Here is a 17,147-nt window from a genome sequence, read left to right on the forward strand (position 1 = left end):
TCCCAATCCCACAAGAGTGCGTTTCACCGTCCAACCTCCGAGTAATAGTCGTGGATCACCTGCCAAGCCAGCTTGCGCTCGCCGCGTTCGGACAATAGCCCCTTGCGGTTATAGCCGGACTGGAACGGATGCATCCGTACCGGCGAGCGGAAGTCCATCATCACCCAGGGCGCCGTGCCGCGCAGGAACGGAATACGCGCCAGCATGCGCAGCTGCTTGCGATAGAACCCGGCCTGGAATTCCTCGTTCCAGGCGCTGGCCACATCGTCAGCGCCGTGATGGCCGTAACGCGCCTCGGCGCCGAATTCGGTGATCAGCAGCGGCTTGCCGAACGGCTTCCACACCGCTTGCTCGGGTTCGACCGGCCAAGGTATGTACCAGCCGAAGTATTCGTTGATGCCGACTACATCCAGCGAGGCGACCAGCGGATCGGCGACGGTCAATGTGCCGCCGTCGAAACCGGGTCCATAGAACGCCGCGCTGACCAGCCGCGTGGGATCCAACCGGCGCGCCTGTTGCGCCAGCGCTGCGAGCGCACTATTGCGCGCAGGCCCTGGCGAAGTCTCGTTGGCGACGCCCCATACGATGACCGCGGCGCGGTTGCGGTCGCGGTCGATCATTTCGGCCAGCATCGCCTCCAGCTTGTCCTGCATACCGGCGGCGGCGAAGTCGATGCCCTGGTAGACCGGGATCTCCTGCCACAGCAGCAGGCCCATGCGATCGGCCAGTCGCACCAAGTGTTCGCTATGCGGATAGTGCGCCAGACGCAAGAAATTGGCGCCCAGCTGTTTGGCCTGCTCCAGCATGCGCTGCGCATCGGCTTCGGAATGCGCGCGGCGGCCGTCGATTTCTTCGTGGAAATTGACGCCGCGCAGGAACAGTGGCTCGCCGTTGAGCAGCAGCGCGTCGCCGCGCACGGCGATGTTGCGGAAACCTATGTCTTCCTGCAGCGACTCTTGCGGCGTGGAGACCTCCACGCGGTACAGCTTGGGTTTCGCAGGCGACCACAATGCGAACGGCGCCTCGAAGCGCAGCGGCGCGCGACCGTCGGCGCCGGCCTGGGCGCGCACATCCACGCCCAGTTCCGGAATGCGCACGCGCACCGGCTGCCGCGGCGCGGTGCCGGCCAGCTGCACCCAGCCATCCACCCGCCGCAACGAATCGGGCGCCAGTTGCAGGGAATAGTCCTGGATGTAGGTCGCCGGCGTTTCGACCAGATCCACGTCGCGGGTCAACCCGCCATAGTTGAACCAGTCGAAACCCTGCGCCGGAATGCCGTCCTTGCGGCGTTCGTTGTTGACGTGCACCAGCAGGCGGTTCTCGCCGTCCTTCAACCGCCCGGTCAGCTCGAACTGGAACGGCGTGAACCCGCCTTCGTGGCTGCCCAGCTTCTCGCCGTTGAGAAACACGTCGGTACGGTAGTTGGCGGCGCCGAAGTGGACGAACAGCCGCCGTCCATCATGGTGGGCAGCATCGTATTCGAACGCCTTGCGATACCACACCGAACCTTCCAGCCAGGTCAGCTCCGGCCGCTGCGTATTGAAATCGCCCGGCACGTCCAGGGTGACGCTGTCGTCGAATCCGTATTCGAAGAACTGGGTCTTGCCTGCCGCGGTACGGTCTTTCCAGACTGCCTTCCAGTCGCCGATGCCGTCGGCGTACCCGTCCACCAGCGCCTGCCATTTGCCGTTGAGGCTGCGCCGTTGGCGACCCGGCAAATTGGTCAACGGCGTGGAGGCAGGCTCAGCAATCGGCGTGGGCACCGGCGCTACGGACACGCGCTCCTGTGGACGCGGCGAGTATCCCTGCGCATTCGCCAGCAACGGCGCGCAGGCCAATGGCGAGCAGGCCAGCAACGCGACAGCGAGTCGGCGCAGCGAGCTCATACTGATGGAGAATTCAGCGCGGATCGCCATACACGATTCCCCGTCCGCCTGTAGCGAAATACACCCGCCCATACAGGCGTGGGTCGCCGGTGACGCGATAGATCTTGCCGTAGCGATGCGCGTCGTCGTCGATGCGGGTCCAGCGCCGGCCGTCGTCGTCGGAGCGGTACAGGCCGGTCTTGCCGGCGATCTGCCCGAACAGGTACAGCGTCGGCGTGTCGCTGCCTTCCTTCGGTTTGCCCAGCCCCAGCGAGTGTGCGTTCTCCACGCCCGACAACCGCTCCAGCTTGCCCGCTGACCAGCGCAGCAGTCCGCGCCAGGAGGCGGTGAGATAGACCACGCCGCTGTGCAGCGGATCGGGATGCACTTCGGGACGGAACCAGTCGCCGAATTCGCCCACCGCGCCCTGGGCCTCCTTGAATTCCACGCCGCCGTTGCCGCTGACGTACAGCTTGCCGGTGAGGCCGTCGAATCCGTAATAGATGCCTTCGTCCACCCGGTCGGCTTCAATCAGCGCGGTGTCGGGCACGCCTTTGACCTTCTGCCAGTGCTTGCCGAAATCGGCGGTGATCCATGCGCCCGATTTCAACGGCGTCCAGATCACCCGCTTGCCGTCGGCGGCGATGGTGATATGTCCGGCGCCCTCGCCCTGCGGCGGCTCATTGGCGAACGAAGTCCAACTGCTGCCGCCATCCAGCGAGTAGGCGGCGCGCACTTCGTTGTTGTCGCGGTGGCGGACGGTGCCGCTGCGCACCACGACCTGCGGCGCCTGTCCTGCATAGGCGATGCTTTCGCCATTGGTCAGGCGCGGACCGACGAACTGCAGCGGCGGTACCGCCAGGTCGTCGTGGCGGAAGCCATCGATATCGCCGACCGCGCTGAGCAGATGCGCGCCCTGCGGCGGACTGACCAGGTCCAACGGCACGGTTTCTTCCAGGTTGGTGTTCTTGAACCACCACTTCACTTTCGACTTGCCGTCGTCGAGCGCGGTCAGGTTGCGCGAAGCCCAGATGCCGTAGCCGGTGACGAACATGGCCTCGTCGCTGTCGAACGGATTGATCTCGATGTCGGCCATCCAGTGCGGGCCGGCGTGCGCGGTCCACGGCGAGGTGGTGTGGTCGAACTCGGAGCGCGCGAGCACCGGCTGCCATTGCCGGCCGCCGTCGGTGCTGCGGAAGATTTCGTCGTGCGGGACGAAGCGGTTGAAGGTGGTCGCCAGCAGCACCTGCGGATTGCGTGGATCCACCGCGACCGCGCCCCAGCCGAAGCCGTCGTTTTCGGCATCGATGGATTGCGGCGCCGGAGTGATGTCGGTCCACTGGCCCGATGCGGGCGCGAACTTCCAAACCGCGCCGTTGTTCATGGTGTTGGGCCCGGGTTCGTCGCCGTAGCTCAGGAAATAGTCGCCATTGGACGCGCGCGCCATATGGTTCGGGCGCAGGCCTACTGGCTGTTTGGCCACCGGCTGCCAGCTCGCTCCACCGTCGCTGGATTCGTACAGGCTGGTTTCGCGGGTGGAGACGCCCGCGTACAACTTCGGCGTCGGTGCGCCCTTGTTACCGCTGGCCGGATCGAATACGACGAAAACGATGCCCACCGGCTGCAGGCCCGCCCACGAAGTCTGCACGCTGGCCGAAGGCGAATGGGCGATATCTGGAAACGACTTCAGCTGCGACCAGCTGGCGCCGCCGTCCTGGCTGCGCCACAGGCCCGATGCGCGCGTGCCGAAGAACAGCACTCTGCCGTCGTTGGGATCGACCGCCAGGCGTTCGCCGTTGCCGCGGCCCATTTCGTTGCCGCCCAGCTTGAACGGAAGGTCGGTGCGTTTGAAGGTGCGGCCACGGTCGAGCGAACGCAGGATCGCACCGTTGCCCACCCGCTCGTTCAAATAAGTGCCCGCCGCCAGGTAGACACGTTCGGGATCGGAGGGATCGATCGCCAGGCTTTCTATCCCCAGCAGGTTGGTGTCCTCGGCACCCAGCCAGTCGGTCAGCGGTATCCAGCTGCGCGCCTTGTCGTCCCAGCGGTAGGCGCCGCCGACATCGGTGCGCGCATAGGCCAATCCCTTTTCGGCGGGATGGAACGACAGTCCGGTGACGAAGCCGCCGCCGCCGATGGCCACGTTGTTCCAGCGGTAGGCGGCTTCAGCGGCCGGCGAAGCCTGCGCGATACCCGCGCAGGCGAACAGGCCCGCAAACAGTGGGCCCGCGAAGAACGCCAACCATCGCAAGGCCGTGGCCTTCTGCGACGTCGCCTGCGCGGACCGATTACTGATTGCATGCATCGGGAAACGACCTCCAGGAAACGGGCGACGTGCGGAGTGGAACGGCTTGGTGACTGTGGACTGCTTGGTGACTGTGGACTCCGATAACCCCGTCCCACGCGGAGGGGCGTGGGACGGGTCCGGAACCGCCGTTCGGCGGTTACAGACTGGCTCGCAAGGTGATGCCGCGTAGCAGCGGGCTACGGCTCTGTTGCGCTGGCATGACTATTCCCTCCCAGGAACATGACTCAAAAAAACGGACCTGCTCTTGAAAATCCCGACGCGACGGCCCGTCTATCGACCAGGACAATGTTTGTCGTCGGCTTGACATGGCTGCATGGACCAGATCTTCGCCACCGTTCGTTCGAGGCACCGACACCAATCGCAGCGGCACGATCGATACTTTGCCTACTCCTCCGGGTCTGATCTGCTGGCTGCAATGCGCAATGGTAGCGCTAACATAACGAAGTATCGCCGTTCCCGGATGCACGCAGCATAGGTGGCGGTGACATTCCATACCAATGAAATATTCGCTTTGATCTATATCGCTCTCGCATGCTGCATCGCGTCATCAATTCGTGCGGAATCGCGACCGTGCACGGTCCAGCGATCAGCTTTGCCGTTTGCCGCAAACGATCCGCAAGTGCGGCGGAGGCATTGAAAGTACGCGGACCCGCATTGCGGGCCGGTCGTTGCCTTGCGTGCATAGCGATCAGGGCCGAACCACGAGCATCACCGCCGCATGCGGTTCGACCATGGCCGCATAGCGCCCCACTTGCGCCGGCAGATCCTGCTGCGTCCAGAGATCGCGCAGGTGCGCGCTGAGATGGCGCGGATATCCCAATTGTTCCCATCCCACTCCGATCTCGGCCGGACGCTCGCCGCGGTTGAACAGCAACACCGCGCGTGCGCCGTCGGCCAACGGCTTGACCCAGATTTCCTGGTCGCCGTTCTTGGCGACGCGGCGCCCTTGCGCACCCAATGCGTCCTGGTTGACCGCTATCACTTCGCGATTGAGCAGGATGCGCCGGGTCGCCCCATCCATCCGCGAAAGATCGTTGCCGGCGATCAACGGCGCGGCCATGATCGCCCACAGACTGAAGTGGGTGCGGTATTCGGTTTCCGTCATGCCGCCGTTGCCGACTTCCAGCATGTCCGGATCGTTCCAGTGCCCCGGGCCCGCGTACGGCCAGAGCGGCTCGTTGATATCCACGATGTCCAGCATGCCCAGCATGTATTTGTGCCGGCCCTGCCACTTGTCGTAGATGTCGCCGGTGGTGCGCCATAGATTGCCGACCGTCCTGCCCCACAGCCACGGCTTCTGGCCGCCCCATTCGCACAGGGAAAACACGATGTCACGGCCGCTGGCGCGCAACGCATCGGCCATCAGCGTGTAGGCTTCCTGCGCGTTGCGGGTGCCGGTGTTGCACCAGTCGTACTTCAGGTAGTCCACGCCCCAGCGCGCGTACTGCAAGGCATCCTGGAATTCGTAGCCCTGGCTGCCGGGCCGTCCGCCGCAGGTCTTGCGGCCCGCATCGGAATAGATGCCGAACTTGAGGCCTTTGGCGTGGATGTAGTCGCCCAGCGCCTTCATGCCGGAAGGAAAGCGTTTCGGATCGGCCTGGATGAAGCCGTTGCTATCGCGCTCGCCGTGCCAGCAATCGTCGATGACGATATAGCGATAACCGACGTCCCGCATGCCCGAGGAAACCATCGCATCGGCCATGCGACGGATCAGTTTCTCGTCTACGTTGCAGGCGAATTTGTTCCAGCTGTTCCAACCCATCGGCGGCGTCGTCGCCAGGCCGTTCATCGTGCGCGGCGGCTCGGTCTGCGTGGGTTGCGCGTCGTCGGCCGGCTCTTCCAATGCCAGCGCCGGCCGGATCGCCAAAGCCGAAGCCAGCAGCATCAGTGCGAGCCACACCGGAATCAGCTTGTAGGTTCGCTTACGCTGCATGGGTAAGGACCGTCCGAAATGACCGGTCGCAATGCGCCGGGGAAGAAGCGAATACGCGCTCCTCGCACCGCGAATGGTGCCAATGGCGTACTCCTTGAGCAGGAGGCGATTCGTCGACGAAAGAAGGGGAGGAAACGCCTCCCCTTCTTCGGACACGCTTAGAACGTCACGCGCAGGGTCGCGGCGTAGCGCGTGTCGTTCACGTACCAGGAGGTGACGCGGCTGCCAGCTCCGTTCTGGTCCATGATCGTGCGCTGTTCGGCGTTGTTGAGATTGTTCATCTCCAGACCGAGCGTGATGTGATCGTTGAACTTGTAGAAGATGGAGCCATCCAGCTGCCCGTAGTCGTCGCTGTACACCGGCAGCTTCCAGGCGATGTTGTTGTCGCCGCCGTTGTAGCCATTGGGCCCGATCGACAGCAGGTATTTGCTGCGCCAGTTGTAGGCCAAACGGATCTGCCAGGGTCCCTTCTCGTAGAACGCGGCCACGTTGTAGGAATTCTTGGACAGGCCGTCGGCCGGCAGATCGCCGAACACCGAGCCATCGGTGTCGACCGGCTGCGTATCCAGATTGTTCGGCACCTTGGTCGAGCTGTCGATGTAGGTGTAGTTCGCCGACATTCCGAATCCGTCGAACGGCGCAGGCAAGAAGTCGAAGAACTGGTTCCAGCCGATCTCCGCACCCTGGATGCGCGCGGTGCCGACATTCACGGGACGGGTGATCAGGTAGTCGTAGTCGTTTCCATCGGCGCCCGGATAGGAAACCAACTGCGTTTGGCGGCGGAAATAGTCCGAGACGTCCTTGTGGAACAGGTTGATCCAGGCCATGCCGCCGTGATCCGGATCGAAGTACCACTCCAGCGACAAGTCGAACTGGTTGGACTTCATCGGCTCCAGGTAAGGATTGTCGAAGGAACTGCCGGTCAGCTCCAGATCGCTGGGCGGCAGCGAGCTGCCGTCGGTCGGCGGCGTGACGCCGTCGCGCACGTCGGCGTTCAGGACCTGATAGGCCTGCATGTCGCTGAAATTCGGGCGGGCGATGGCCTTGGAGGCCGCGAAGCGCAGGATCAGATTGTCGGCGAATTCCCAGCGCAGATTCAGGCTGGGCAGCACGTCCGTATACGAATTTTCGGCCGTGATGGGCTCCGATTCACCGGCACCCAGATAGGGCGCATAGGCGACATTCGGATAGATCAGAAAACCCCTGGCGGCGTTCTCGGTGCGCACCACGCGCACGCCGACGTTGCCGTCCAGACGCGCGTCGTCCAAACCGAAGTTCACCATCAGATAGGCCGCTTCGGTGGTCTCGGCCTGGACGTTGGTGTGCAGATCGTCCAGTTCCGTCGTTGAGTACGCTATGCAGCAGTTGTAATACGGAGCGGCGGCATCGTGGATAGCCTGGTAGCTGCCCGGAAATCCGAGCGCAGTCGCCAGAACGGGCGCATAGAAGCCGCCCGGCGTGTTGGCGTCGCCGCGATAGAAATTATCGAATGTATTCAGATGCACCAGGCTGGAGTTGATCGTACCGTTCAGATCCAGCGGCGGCATCGCGCCGCTCGGCAGCGCCCACCCTTGCATCCAGGTCTGGAACACCGGCTTCCAGTTGTAGCCGGTATCGATGCTGGTGGCGTCGCGATCGGTCAGGCGCACGCCGAATTTGACCGATTTGATGAAGCCGCTGTCGAAGCTGTGCTTGAGGTCGGCGCGCCAGGCCAGTTCCTCGGCCTCGTTGTCGTCCTGATGGTCCATGGTGAAACCCCAATAGTAATTGGCGGGATTTCCCGTGAACTGCTCGTCGACGCCGATGGTCGGCCTGCCGCCCCGAAGGTCGACGTCGATATAGGGCACGTTGACGCCGAGGGACACCGTGGAATCCAGGCTCTTGGTGGTGGCCTTGATGTACTGGAAATCGGTGGTCAGTTCGGTGGCGTCACTGAGCGACCACTTCAAACCGAAGGAAAAGTCGGTGGTCTTGGATTTGCGGTGGGAGGCGCGGATATCCGTTCCCATGGGGACGCCGCCCGGCTGGGTGAGCCGGCCGGAACGGAACACATCGCCGTCCAGTTCATACGGCTGGCTGGCGTCAATCGCCACCGCAAGGGGATCGTTCGAGACGAAGATCGCATCCTCGTTCCAGAGCTCATCGTATTTGCTCTGGAATGCGGTTGCGTAAAGTTCGACGTCGTCTCTGGGCTGCCATTGCAGGGCGACATAGGCGCCATCGCGCTTGCGTTCGTACTCCAGCGTGCGCCAGTCGGCGCCGCGTGGCAGCCAGAGTGCCTCGTTGGTACCGTCGCCGTTCAGATCGTTGTTGTCGTTCTGGAAAAACGGCCGCACGAACATGCCGTCGGTGCGGGTCGCCAGCTCCGAATGCGTGATATCGACCAGCAAGCCGACTTTGCCGATGCTGGTATCCCACGTATTGCTGTACAGGCCGGAGACGGTAGGCTTGTATTCCTCGGCGAAGTCGCCGTAGTTCTCGCTGAGGGTACCGCTGATCCTCTGGCCGTCGAAATCGAAGGGCATGAAGGTGCGCAGATCCACGCTGCCGCCCACGCCTCCCTCGATCATGTCGGCCTTCTGGTTTTTGTAGACGTCGACGCCAGCCATCAGCTCGGAAGGCACGTCCCCGAAGCTCAAGTTGCGGCCGCCGGAGGCGGAGAAGCTGTCGCGGCCGTTGAGTTCGGAACGGACCTGGGTCAGGCCCCGGACTTGCACGCCGCTGCCTTCTGCCGAGAAGTGCTCCGGATCGCCCACCGACAGGAAGTGGTCGATGGTCACGCCGGGGATGCGAGACAGCGTTTCGGTGACGCTGCGGTCGGGCAGCGCGCCGATGTCCAGCGCGGTGACCGAATCGACGAAGGTGTCTGCGCTGCGCTTGATGTCCTGCGCCCTGTACACAGAACCACGGATGCCGGTGACGACGACAGCGTCCAGATCGACGGCTTCTTTTTTCTCGTCCGTGCCGTCCGCGGCGGCCTGGGACTCTTGCGCATAGGCATTGGCGCTGAGCAGCGCGGCAATGCTCAAAGCAATGGCGGAGTGTTGGAATTTACGGAAATTGGTGCGGCTTGCCGGGGTACGGCTTTGGCGCGTTGACATGGTTGTTCCCTCCCAGGACACCTTGACGAACGATTGGCTGGTTTTCGGACCTGTGCGTTTTTTGCGCCCGGCCGTGCTCTTGTGTTGTGAAGTGATTTGCCTCTTGATGCTTCCGGGCCCGATCCCGGCCCTCTGCCGGTTCCCCGCGTGTTGTAGTCCCTCGTCCTCTCGGGTTGTCGCGATGCCCTTGCCTCCGGCATCCGACACATTGCGGATCTGTTACTGCTCTCACGTGGTAGCGCTAACAAAAAAACAGCTAAATGTGACTTCCGAGGCGAGCATAGGCTGCTCTCAACATTCCATACCAATGAAATATTGAGCGGAAGCTATGTTGTTTTTGAATACGGAACCAAACGCTTCCGGCATTCAGCCGGTGGAATCGATTACAGGTCCGGATATAGCTGGCGCGCTGTGGCGCGCAGCGCTTCCAGGACGCGCTCGGCCCCCGGAGACAGTTGCTGGTCGCGGCGGCGGATGATGCCGAAGAACTCCATGCGCACGCCCAGTTCGATCGGCAAGACCTGCATTTGCGCAGTCTGCAGGTAGGGGGCCACGGATTCGGCAGGCAGGGCGGTCAGCAGATCGCTGTGCCGCAGCAGATGGATGATGACCGGCAGCGAAGCGGTTTCGATGATGTTCTGCGGCGGCGCCAGGCCATGCTCCAGGAACATCGAATCCAGGCGCGCGCGCAATACGCTGGCGGCCGGCGGCATGATCCAGCCGTAATCGATCAGGTCGGCATGGGTAACCCTGCTCTGCTGCGTCAACGGATGCCCGGCCCTGACGATCACCGAATGCGGTTCGTCGGCCAGCGGCTCGAACTCCAGATCGCCCGCCCCTTCCGGGCCCAGGATCCGGCCGATCACGATGTCCAGCTGTCCATCCAGCAGCTTGGCCACCAAGGGCCGGCTATAGTCCATTTCCACCCGGATCAGAATGTCGGGGAAGTCGCGCTTCACCGCAGCGATGGCTTGCGGCACCAGGGTGGTGCCGGGATTGACCACCGTGCCAATCGACGCCTGGCCCATGCGGCCATTGCGCATGGCCGCTATTTCATCGTGGGCGCGGCCGATTTCCGACAAGGCCGAGCGCGCCCGGCGTATCAACACCTGGCCATACCAGGTCGGCTCCACCCCGCGCGCATGGCGCTCGAACAGCGGCACTCCCAGGATGCCTTCCATTTCCGACAACAGCTTGGAAGCCGCCGGCTGGGTCATGTTGGCCGCCTCGGCCGCGCGCAGCACCGAACGCTGTTCGTACAGGTGCAACAGCAGCAACAGGTGGCGGGTCTTGAGCCGCGAGGCGCTGAACCAGCTGGTTGAGGGTTGGACCATGGCTGTACTCCCTGGGACGTTCAGCAAGCTATATGTACGGGGAATAGCATATGACGAAAATTTCATTTGTCGTACATAGCTAACGCGGGCAACCCTATGCCACGCTGGTCCAGCGTTGCCGCGCCATTCCGTAGGGCACGGCCACGAAGAACAATGGAACCGCTATTACAAGTCGCGCACGGGCACCTTCCGGCACAAGGCAAAGGCGCGGGCACCGAACTATCGCTGCGAACCGGGAGGGTCCATGGCGCAAACCGAGCCAGGCAAGACGCCAAGCCGCTTCCTGCCGCAATTCCCCTTCGCAGGGGAACAGCGATGAACGCGCGGCTGCAAGGCAAGGTAGCGCTGGTCACCGGCGCGGCCAGCGGCATAGGCGCTGCCACCGCACGCCTGTTCGCCACGCACGGCGCGCACGTGTTCGGCCTGGACCGCAATCCCTCGCCGGAGCTCACCGACAATCCCGCTCATCTGCTCGCCGATGTCACCGATGCCGAGTCGATTGACATTGCGGTGGCGCAGATACTGGGCCAGCATGGCCGCATCGACGTATTGGTGAACAACGCCGGCGCCGATGTGTTTTCCGAGCCGTTGTCGTTGAGCGATGCCGATTGGGAACGCTGCCTGTCGCTGAACCTCAAGGGCGCCTGGAACATGGCGCGCGCGGTACTGCCGTCGATGCTGGAACAGGGCGCCGGCTCCATCGTCAACATCGCCTCGGTGCATGGCCACAAAATCATCCCCGGCGCGTTTCCCTACCCGGTGGCCAAGCACGGCCTGATCGGCCTGACCCGCTCGCTGGGCATCGAATACGCCGCGCGCGGCATCCGCGTCAATTCCATTTCGCCCGGCCTGATCCTGGTGCCGCGCATCGAAGCCTGGTTCGCCTCGCAGCCCAATCCGGAAGCCGCGCGCCGCGCGCAGACCGAACTGCTGCCGCCAAAACGCATCGGTACGCCGGAGGAAGTCGCGCACACCGCGCTGTTCCTGGCCAGCGACGAAGCGCGCTTCATCAACGCCACCGACATCCTCATCGATGGCGGCCGCTCGCAGCTTTACCACGAGTGAGGCGACCGGCCCGCGCATGAGCATCGAATCCGCCGCTTCTCCTTTTCGCCTGCCGCTGATCGCTATCCTGCGCGGCATCCACGCGCACGAGGCGTCGGCGCATGTGCGGGCCCTGGTGGAAGAAGGCTACGACGCCATCGAGATCCCGCTCAACTCGCCCGACTGGGCCGACAGCATCGGCACCGCCGCTCGCGAAGCCGGCAGCGGTACCTGGATAGGCGGCGGCACCGTACTGCACGAGCGCGATGTCGATGCGCTGCACGCATTGGGCGCGCGCTTCATCGTCACTCCCAACACCAATCCGGCGGTGATACGCCACGCGGTGCGGCTTGGGCTGCAGGTGGTGGCGGGTTTCGCCACCGCTACCGAAGCCTTCGCCGCGCTCGACGCCGGCGCGCAGATGCTCAAGCTTTTTCCCGCTTCCACTTACGGAACGCAGCACGTACGCGCCCTGCGCGCGGTGCTGCCTCCGGTCCCTCTGTTCGTCGTCGGTGGCGTCACGCCCCTTACCCTTGCCGATTTCCTCTCCGCCGGCAGCGCGGGTGCGGGCATCGGCGGCGAGCTCTACAAACCAGGCCAGGCGGTCGAGCGCACGCGTCAGGCCGCGCGCGCCTTCAAGCGGGCCTATCTGGAATCCATGCCATGAAGATCGTGCGCCTCAGCACCTACCACGCCGCGCCGCGCTGGCTGTTCCTCAAGATAGAAACCGACGAAGGCATCAGCGGCTGGGGCGAACCGGTCATCGAAGGCCGCGCGCAGACGGTGGAAGCGGCCGTGCATGAATTGTCCGATTACCTGATCGGCAAGGATCCGTCGCGCATCAACGATCTTTGGCAAACGCTGTACCGGGGCGGCTTCTATCGCGGCGGCGCGATCCTGATGAGCGCCATCGCCGGCATCGACCAGGCGCTGTGGGACATCAAGGGCAAAGTGCTGGGCGTGCCGGTGTACGAATTGCTGGGCGGACGCGTGCGCGACCGCATGAAAACCTACCGCTGGGTCGGCGGCGACCGGCCGGCCGACATCATCGCGCAGATCGAGTCGTACCGGGCTTTGGGTTTCGACACCTTCAAGTTCAACGGCACCGAGGAGCTGAAGCTGATCGACAGCCCGCGCAATATCGATGCGGCCGTGGCCAAGGTCGCCGAGATCCGCCGGGCGTTCGGCAATACCATCGATTTCGGTATCGACTTCCACGGCCGCGTCAGCGTGCCGATGGCGCGCGTCCTGTTGCGCGAGCTGGAGCCGCACAACCCGCTGTTCGTCGAGGAACCGGTGCTGCCCGAGCAGGCCGAATACTATCCGCGGCTGGCCGACGCCACCTCCATCCCGCTGGCCGCGGGCGAACGCATGTATTCGCGCTTCGAATTCAAATCGGTGCTGGCCGGCGGCGGTCTGTCGATCCTGCAGCCGGACCTTTCCCATGCCGGCGGCATCACCGAATGCTTCAAGATCGCGGCCATGGCCGAAGCCTACGACGTCGGCTTCGCGCCGCACTGCCCGCTGGGCCCGGTGGCGCTCGCCGCCTGCCTGCAGGTCGATTTCGTCGCCCACAACGCGGTGCTGCAGGAACAGAGCATCGGCATCCACTACAACGGCGACGCCGATCTGCTGGACTACGTGCTCAACAAGGAAGACTTCCAGTGCATCGATGGCAACATCGCGGCGCTACCCAAGCCCGGCCTTGGCGTGGAGATCGACGAGCAACGGTTGATCGAGGCGAGCCGGAATCCGCCCGCCTGGCGCAATCCGGTCTGGCGCCACGCCGACGGCAGCGTAGCGGAGTGGTGATGCGGTGAACGCCTACGTCGACCTGGATCGCGTCGTCCCCAGCCTGGCCGTGGATAGCCGCTGTGCGCTGGGGGAAAGCGTGCTCTGGTGCGAACGGCGCGCTGCCTTGTTCTGGACCGACATCGATGCCTCGCATCTATGGATGCATCGGCCCTATGTGCGGACGACCCGGCACTGGGTCCTGCCGGACCGCCTGGGTTCGCTGGCGCTGTGCCAGACCGGCCAGTTGCTGCTGGGCCTTGCCAAGGGCCTGTACCTGACCGATCCCGACAATGCGCGGGAGGAAACCCTTGCGCTGGAAAAGCTGGCCGATGTGGAAGCCGGCAACGCCGAAACCCGCATCAACGACGGCCGCAGCGACCGCAACGGAAACTTCGTCTTCGGCACCAAGAGCGAACGCAGCGACAACGCTCCCATCGGCGCGTTCTACCAGTACTCGGGCCAACATGGTTTGCGCCGGCTGGATCTGCCCGCCGCCGTCATTCCCAATTCGATCTGTTTCAGCGCCGATGGCCGCAAAATGTACTACTGCGATTCGGTCGAGCCGCGGATCCTGTGCTGCGATTACGACGCCCGCGTCGCGCAGGTATCGGGTTCGCGCGTATTCGCCGAAGTCGACCAGGCCTGCGCGTCGCCCGATGGTTCCATCATCGATGCCGACGGCTATCTGTGGAACGCGCAATGGGGCGCAAGCCGCGTGGTGCGCTATCGCGGCGACGGCCGGGTAGACAGGGTGATGCTGCTGCCGGTGAGGAATCCTTCCTGCTGCGCCATCGGCGGCGCCGCCTACGACCGCCTGTACATCAGCAGCGCGCGGGTCGACAACAGCGCCGAGGAGTTGGCGCGCACGCCCGGCGCGGGAGGGATCTGGCAGATCCCGCTGCCGCGCGCGCTGGGCCTGCCGGAAAGCCGGATCGAACTCCCGTGATCGCGATCGACTGGGGCAGCAGCAGCCTGCGCGCGTACCGTTTGGACGCCGCCGGCGTCGTGGCCGAACAGCAGCGCAGCGATCGCGGCGTGCTGGCGTGCGATGGGGATTTCGCAGCGGCGCTGGCTCCGCTGATCGCAGCCTGGAACGATGCGGACATCGTGCTGTGCGGAATGGTCGGCAGCCGCGACGGTTGGTTCGAGCAGCCTTATCTGGATTGCCCGGCCGGCCTCGACGAGCTGGCGGCGGCGATGGCGCCGGTGCAGGTGGCCGAATTTCCGGGGCGCAGGCTGTGGTTCGTGCCCGGAGTCGCGGACCGGAATTCGACCGAAGTACCCGATGTCATGCGCGGCGAGGAAACCCAGGCCTGCGCGCTGCTCGACCTGTTGCGCCAGGGCACGCACGTGCTGTGCCTGCCCGGCACGCACAGCAAATGGATAACGGTGCGCGACGGGAAGATCGTCGCCATCGCCACCGCCATGACCGGAGAAACCTACGCGGTCATGCGCCGGCACAGCGTGCTGGGCAAACTGATGGGCAAGGACGACTCACGCTTCGACGCCTACGCCTTCGATGCCGGCCTGCGCCGCAGCGCCGACGCCAGCGGGCTGTTGCACCACCTGTTCGGCGTGCGCACGCTGGGGCTGTTCGGCCGCTTCTCCGAGGCGGCCCTTCCTTCGTACTTGTCGGGCCTGCTGATAGGACACGAAGTACGCGCCTCCGGATTGTTCTCGCGGACTCCGCGCCCGGCGCAGGTGCACCTAATCGGCAACGACCGCTTGATCGACGCTTATGCCAGGGTACTGGTGGCCTTGGGAGTGGGCGTGCAGCGGCATTCCGAAAGCCTGGCGGCCCATGGAATGCACCGCCTGTCGCGATCCCTGATCCCGGCCTAGGAGTCCATTGCGAAGGCTTTCGGCAGGATCCTTCTGCCGGACGACAGTACCGCTCGTCTTTCCAGGAATCGGAATTGCCTTTCCCCTGGGCGCCGCAGCTATCGCCCTCCCCCGCTGCGGAAGATCGACCAAAGCAGCCACAGCCCCGCCAACGAGGCGCCGGCGAAGCCAAGCAGTCCGAAGAACGGAAGGCCCAGCAAGGTCGGTCCGCCCTTCACCGTCAAGGTGATCGAAGAACCGATGATGAGGGCCGCGATCACCAGGCCGCCAGCCAGGCGGTTGGCGGAGTGGCTCACCTGCCGACCGAACTCCGGCAACTGATCCATTTGCAGATGCAGCCTGGCGTTGCCGCCACGGACCGCACGCAAAAGCCGCCGCAACTCCTGTGGGAATGCAGCCAACAGACCCGTGGCGTCGATAAGAGCGCGCGCGCCGCGTCGCACTGCTGCCCGAGGACCGAGTTGAGCGGCCATCGCACGACGCAGGAAGGGCTGCGCCTGACGCGCCATGTCGAAATCAGGATCGAGACTGCGCCCCAGCCCTTCCAGGGTCAGGCAAACCTTGATCAGCAAAGCAAGGTCGGCCGGAAGCGCAAGGCGGTGCGCGCGCAGCAATACGGTGACTTCCAGCAGCATGCCCGCCAGATCGAGTTGCCCCAGCGGCACACCGTGGTAGCGGTCCACGAACGCGTCGATATCGGCGGTCAGTTGTTCCTCGTCAACGTCCGACTGCTGGGTCCATTCAAGCAGCACTTCGGTGACGCGTCCGGAATCGTGCTCGACCAAGCCGAACAACAGGCTCACGACTTCCGCACGACGTGCCGGCGACAGGCGCCCCACCATGCCGAAGTCGATGATGGCGATGCGCCCATCGGCAAGCACGAATACATTGCCCGGATGGGGATCGGCGTGGAAGAAGCCGTCTTCCAGCATCATTTTCAATACGGCTTGCGCCCCGGTGCGCGCGACTTGCTTGCGGTCCACTCCCGCCGCATCCAGCCCTTGGATATCGGCGACGGGGATTCCGTCGACGAAATCCTGGACATTCATGCGCTCGCTGGTGAATGGCCAGTGCACCGAAGGGACGACAATGCGGTCGTCGCCGATGAAGCTCGCCGCGATGCGCTCGGCGTGACGGCATTCTGCGGCCAGATCGAGCTCGCACAGCAGCGAGGCGCGGAACTGACGCACTACGCCCACCGGGTGGAAGCGACGCAGATCCGGAAACTTCTTTTCGATCTGGCTCGCCGCATACTGCAGCAACCTCAAGTCGGCCTCGATCATGGGACGAATGCCGGGACGCCGGACTTTCGCCACGACTTCGCGCCCATCATGAAGGCGGGCGCGATGCACCTGGGCGATCGATGCGGCGGCCAGGGGTTCCGGATCGAGCCAGAGAAAAGCCGATTCGAGGCCGGTGCCCAGCGCCTGGATCATTTCGGTGCGAATGTCTTCGAACGCGACCGGCGGCACCGCATTCTGCAGCCTGCTGAATTCGGCGATCCAATCCGGGGAAAACAGATCCACCCGCGTCGCCAGGACCTGCCCCAACTTGACGAAACAGGGGCCCATTTCCTCCAGGGCGCGCCGCACCCGCACATGAGCCGGCAGCGCCACCAGTTCTTCGAGGTCGGTCAGAGGCAAGACCTTGCCGACGCGGGTCAGCGCTTGCGCCAATCCCAATCGATTGACCATATCGCCGAAGCCGTACCGGACCAGAATCGCAGCCAGCGTTTGGAGCCGGCCCAGGTCGTGGCTTGCGATCAACGTTTCCCACATGGCCGAACGGCTCCTCCCTCCGCTTGATCCCTGACTTCGCGCCGCTTCTCATCTGCAGGCGGTGAGCAGAGGGTAGGCTTCCGCCGGCCCGAGCGCTTGACCTGGATCAATCCCCAGGACGGTCGCCGCAACGCTGCCGATTGACCAA

General features: G+C 64.2%; 11 protein-coding genes. 5 read left to right on the forward strand and 6 right to left on the reverse strand.

What is annotated here, in order from left to right; all coding sequences use genetic code 11:
- Positions 1–23: 23 nt before the first annotated feature.
- The 5 genes from CSC73_RS03770 to CSC73_RS03790 all read right to left on the reverse strand — a co-directional run bounded on the left by CSC73_RS03770 (position 24) and on the right by CSC73_RS03790 (position 10,541).
- Complete coding sequence (locus CSC73_RS03770; protein ID WP_211840802.1) at positions 24–1,916, reverse strand: glycoside hydrolase family 2 protein; 1,893 nt, start codon at positions 1,914–1,916, stop codon at positions 24–26.
- Positions 1,900–4,170, reverse strand: coding sequence for a WD40/YVTN/BNR-like repeat-containing protein (locus CSC73_RS03775; protein WP_246197324.1), 2,271 nt, complete (start codon positions 4,168–4,170; stop codon positions 1,900–1,902). Before CSC73_RS03775 ends, CSC73_RS03770 begins: the two co-directional genes overlap by 17 nt.
- A 691-nt stretch (positions 4,171–4,861) precedes the next feature.
- Positions 4,862–6,106, reverse strand: a complete 1,245-nt coding sequence (locus CSC73_RS03780; protein ID WP_246197325.1) for a glycoside hydrolase family 27 protein — start codon at positions 6,104–6,106, stop codon at positions 4,862–4,864.
- Between the two features lie 158 nt (positions 6,107–6,264).
- Positions 6,265–9,207, reverse strand: coding sequence for a TonB-dependent receptor (locus CSC73_RS03785; protein ID WP_163839089.1), 2,943 nt, complete (start codon positions 9,205–9,207; stop codon positions 6,265–6,267).
- Positions 9,208–9,590: 383 nt separating this feature from the next.
- Complete coding sequence (locus CSC73_RS03790; protein WP_163839090.1) at positions 9,591–10,541, reverse strand: LysR substrate-binding domain-containing protein; 951 nt, start codon at positions 10,539–10,541, stop codon at positions 9,591–9,593.
- A 315-nt stretch (positions 10,542–10,856) separates the two neighbouring features.
- Here CSC73_RS03790 and CSC73_RS03795 point away from each other — a divergent pair, with 315 nt between their 5' ends.
- From CSC73_RS03795 to CSC73_RS03815, 5 genes are read left to right on the forward strand one after another with little or no spacing between them, the layout of a single operon-like run.
- Positions 10,857–11,606, forward strand: coding sequence for an SDR family oxidoreductase (locus CSC73_RS03795; RefSeq protein ID WP_163839091.1), 750 nt, complete (start codon positions 10,857–10,859; stop codon positions 11,604–11,606).
- A gap of 16 nt (positions 11,607–11,622) precedes the next feature.
- The gene (locus CSC73_RS03800; protein WP_163839092.1) at positions 11,623–12,252 is read left to right on the forward strand and encodes a 2-dehydro-3-deoxy-6-phosphogalactonate aldolase; all 630 of its coding nucleotides are present in this window, start codon (positions 11,623–11,625) and stop codon (positions 12,250–12,252) included.
- A complete protein-coding gene (gene dgoD, locus CSC73_RS03805) occupies positions 12,249–13,397 on the forward strand; it encodes a galactonate dehydratase (protein ID WP_163839093.1) in 1,149 nt (382 codons plus the stop codon). The genes CSC73_RS03800 and dgoD overlap by 4 nt, the downstream gene beginning before the upstream one ends.
- Positions 13,398–13,401: 4 nt before the next feature.
- Complete coding sequence (locus tag CSC73_RS03810) at positions 13,402–14,325, forward strand: SMP-30/gluconolactonase/LRE family protein (protein ID WP_246197327.1); 924 nt, start codon at positions 13,402–13,404, stop codon at positions 14,323–14,325.
- On the forward strand, positions 14,322–15,221 hold the full coding sequence (locus tag CSC73_RS03815; protein ID WP_163839094.1) for a 2-dehydro-3-deoxygalactonokinase: 900 nt from the start codon (positions 14,322–14,324) through the stop codon (positions 15,219–15,221). Before CSC73_RS03810 ends, CSC73_RS03815 begins: the two co-directional genes overlap by 4 nt.
- Before the next feature lie 98 nt (positions 15,222–15,319).
- On the opposite strand, the gene CSC73_RS03820 is transcribed toward CSC73_RS03815, so the two are convergent.
- The gene (locus CSC73_RS03820; protein ID WP_163839095.1) at positions 15,320–16,999 is read right to left on the reverse strand and encodes an ABC1 kinase family protein; all 1,680 of its coding nucleotides are present in this window, start codon (positions 16,997–16,999) and stop codon (positions 15,320–15,322) included.
- Positions 17,000–17,147 lie beyond the last annotated feature (148 nt).

It is taken from the genome of Pseudoxanthomonas sacheonensis (genome assembly GCF_010093305.1).
GTDB lineage: Bacteria > Pseudomonadota > Gammaproteobacteria > Xanthomonadales > Xanthomonadaceae > Pseudoxanthomonas_A > Pseudoxanthomonas_A sacheonensis.

What these genes read in the sequence shown, in the direction of transcription:
- CSC73_RS03775 (WP_246197324.1), bottom strand. Translation starts at nt 4,170, where the DNA reads ATGCATGCAATCAGTAATCGGTCCGCGCAGGCGACGTCGCAGAAGGCC.
- CSC73_RS03780 (WP_246197325.1), bottom strand. Translation starts at nt 6,106, where the DNA reads ATGCAGCGTAAGCGAACCTACAAGCTGATTCCGGTGTGGCTCGCACTG.
- CSC73_RS03785 (WP_163839089.1), bottom strand. Translation starts at nt 9,207, where the DNA reads ATGTCAACGCGCCAAAGCCGTACCCCGGCAAGCCGCACCAATTTCCGT.
- CSC73_RS03795 (WP_163839091.1), top strand. Translation starts at nt 10,857, where the DNA reads ATGAACGCGCGGCTGCAAGGCAAGGTAGCGCTGGTCACCGGCGCGGCC.
- dgoD (WP_163839093.1), top strand. Translation starts at nt 12,249, where the DNA reads ATGAAGATCGTGCGCCTCAGCACCTACCACGCCGCGCCGCGCTGGCTG.
- CSC73_RS03790 (WP_163839090.1), bottom strand. Translation starts at nt 10,541, where the DNA reads ATGGTCCAACCCTCAACCAGCTGGTTCAGCGCCTCGCGGCTCAAGACC.
- CSC73_RS03770 (WP_211840802.1), bottom strand. Translation starts at nt 1,916, where the DNA reads ATGGCGATCCGCGCTGAATTCTCCATCAGTATGAGCTCGCTGCGCCGA.
- CSC73_RS03800 (WP_163839092.1), top strand. Translation starts at nt 11,623, where the DNA reads ATGAGCATCGAATCCGCCGCTTCTCCTTTTCGCCTGCCGCTGATCGCT.
- CSC73_RS03820 (WP_163839095.1), bottom strand. Translation starts at nt 16,999, where the DNA reads ATGTGGGAAACGTTGATCGCAAGCCACGACCTGGGCCGGCTCCAAACG.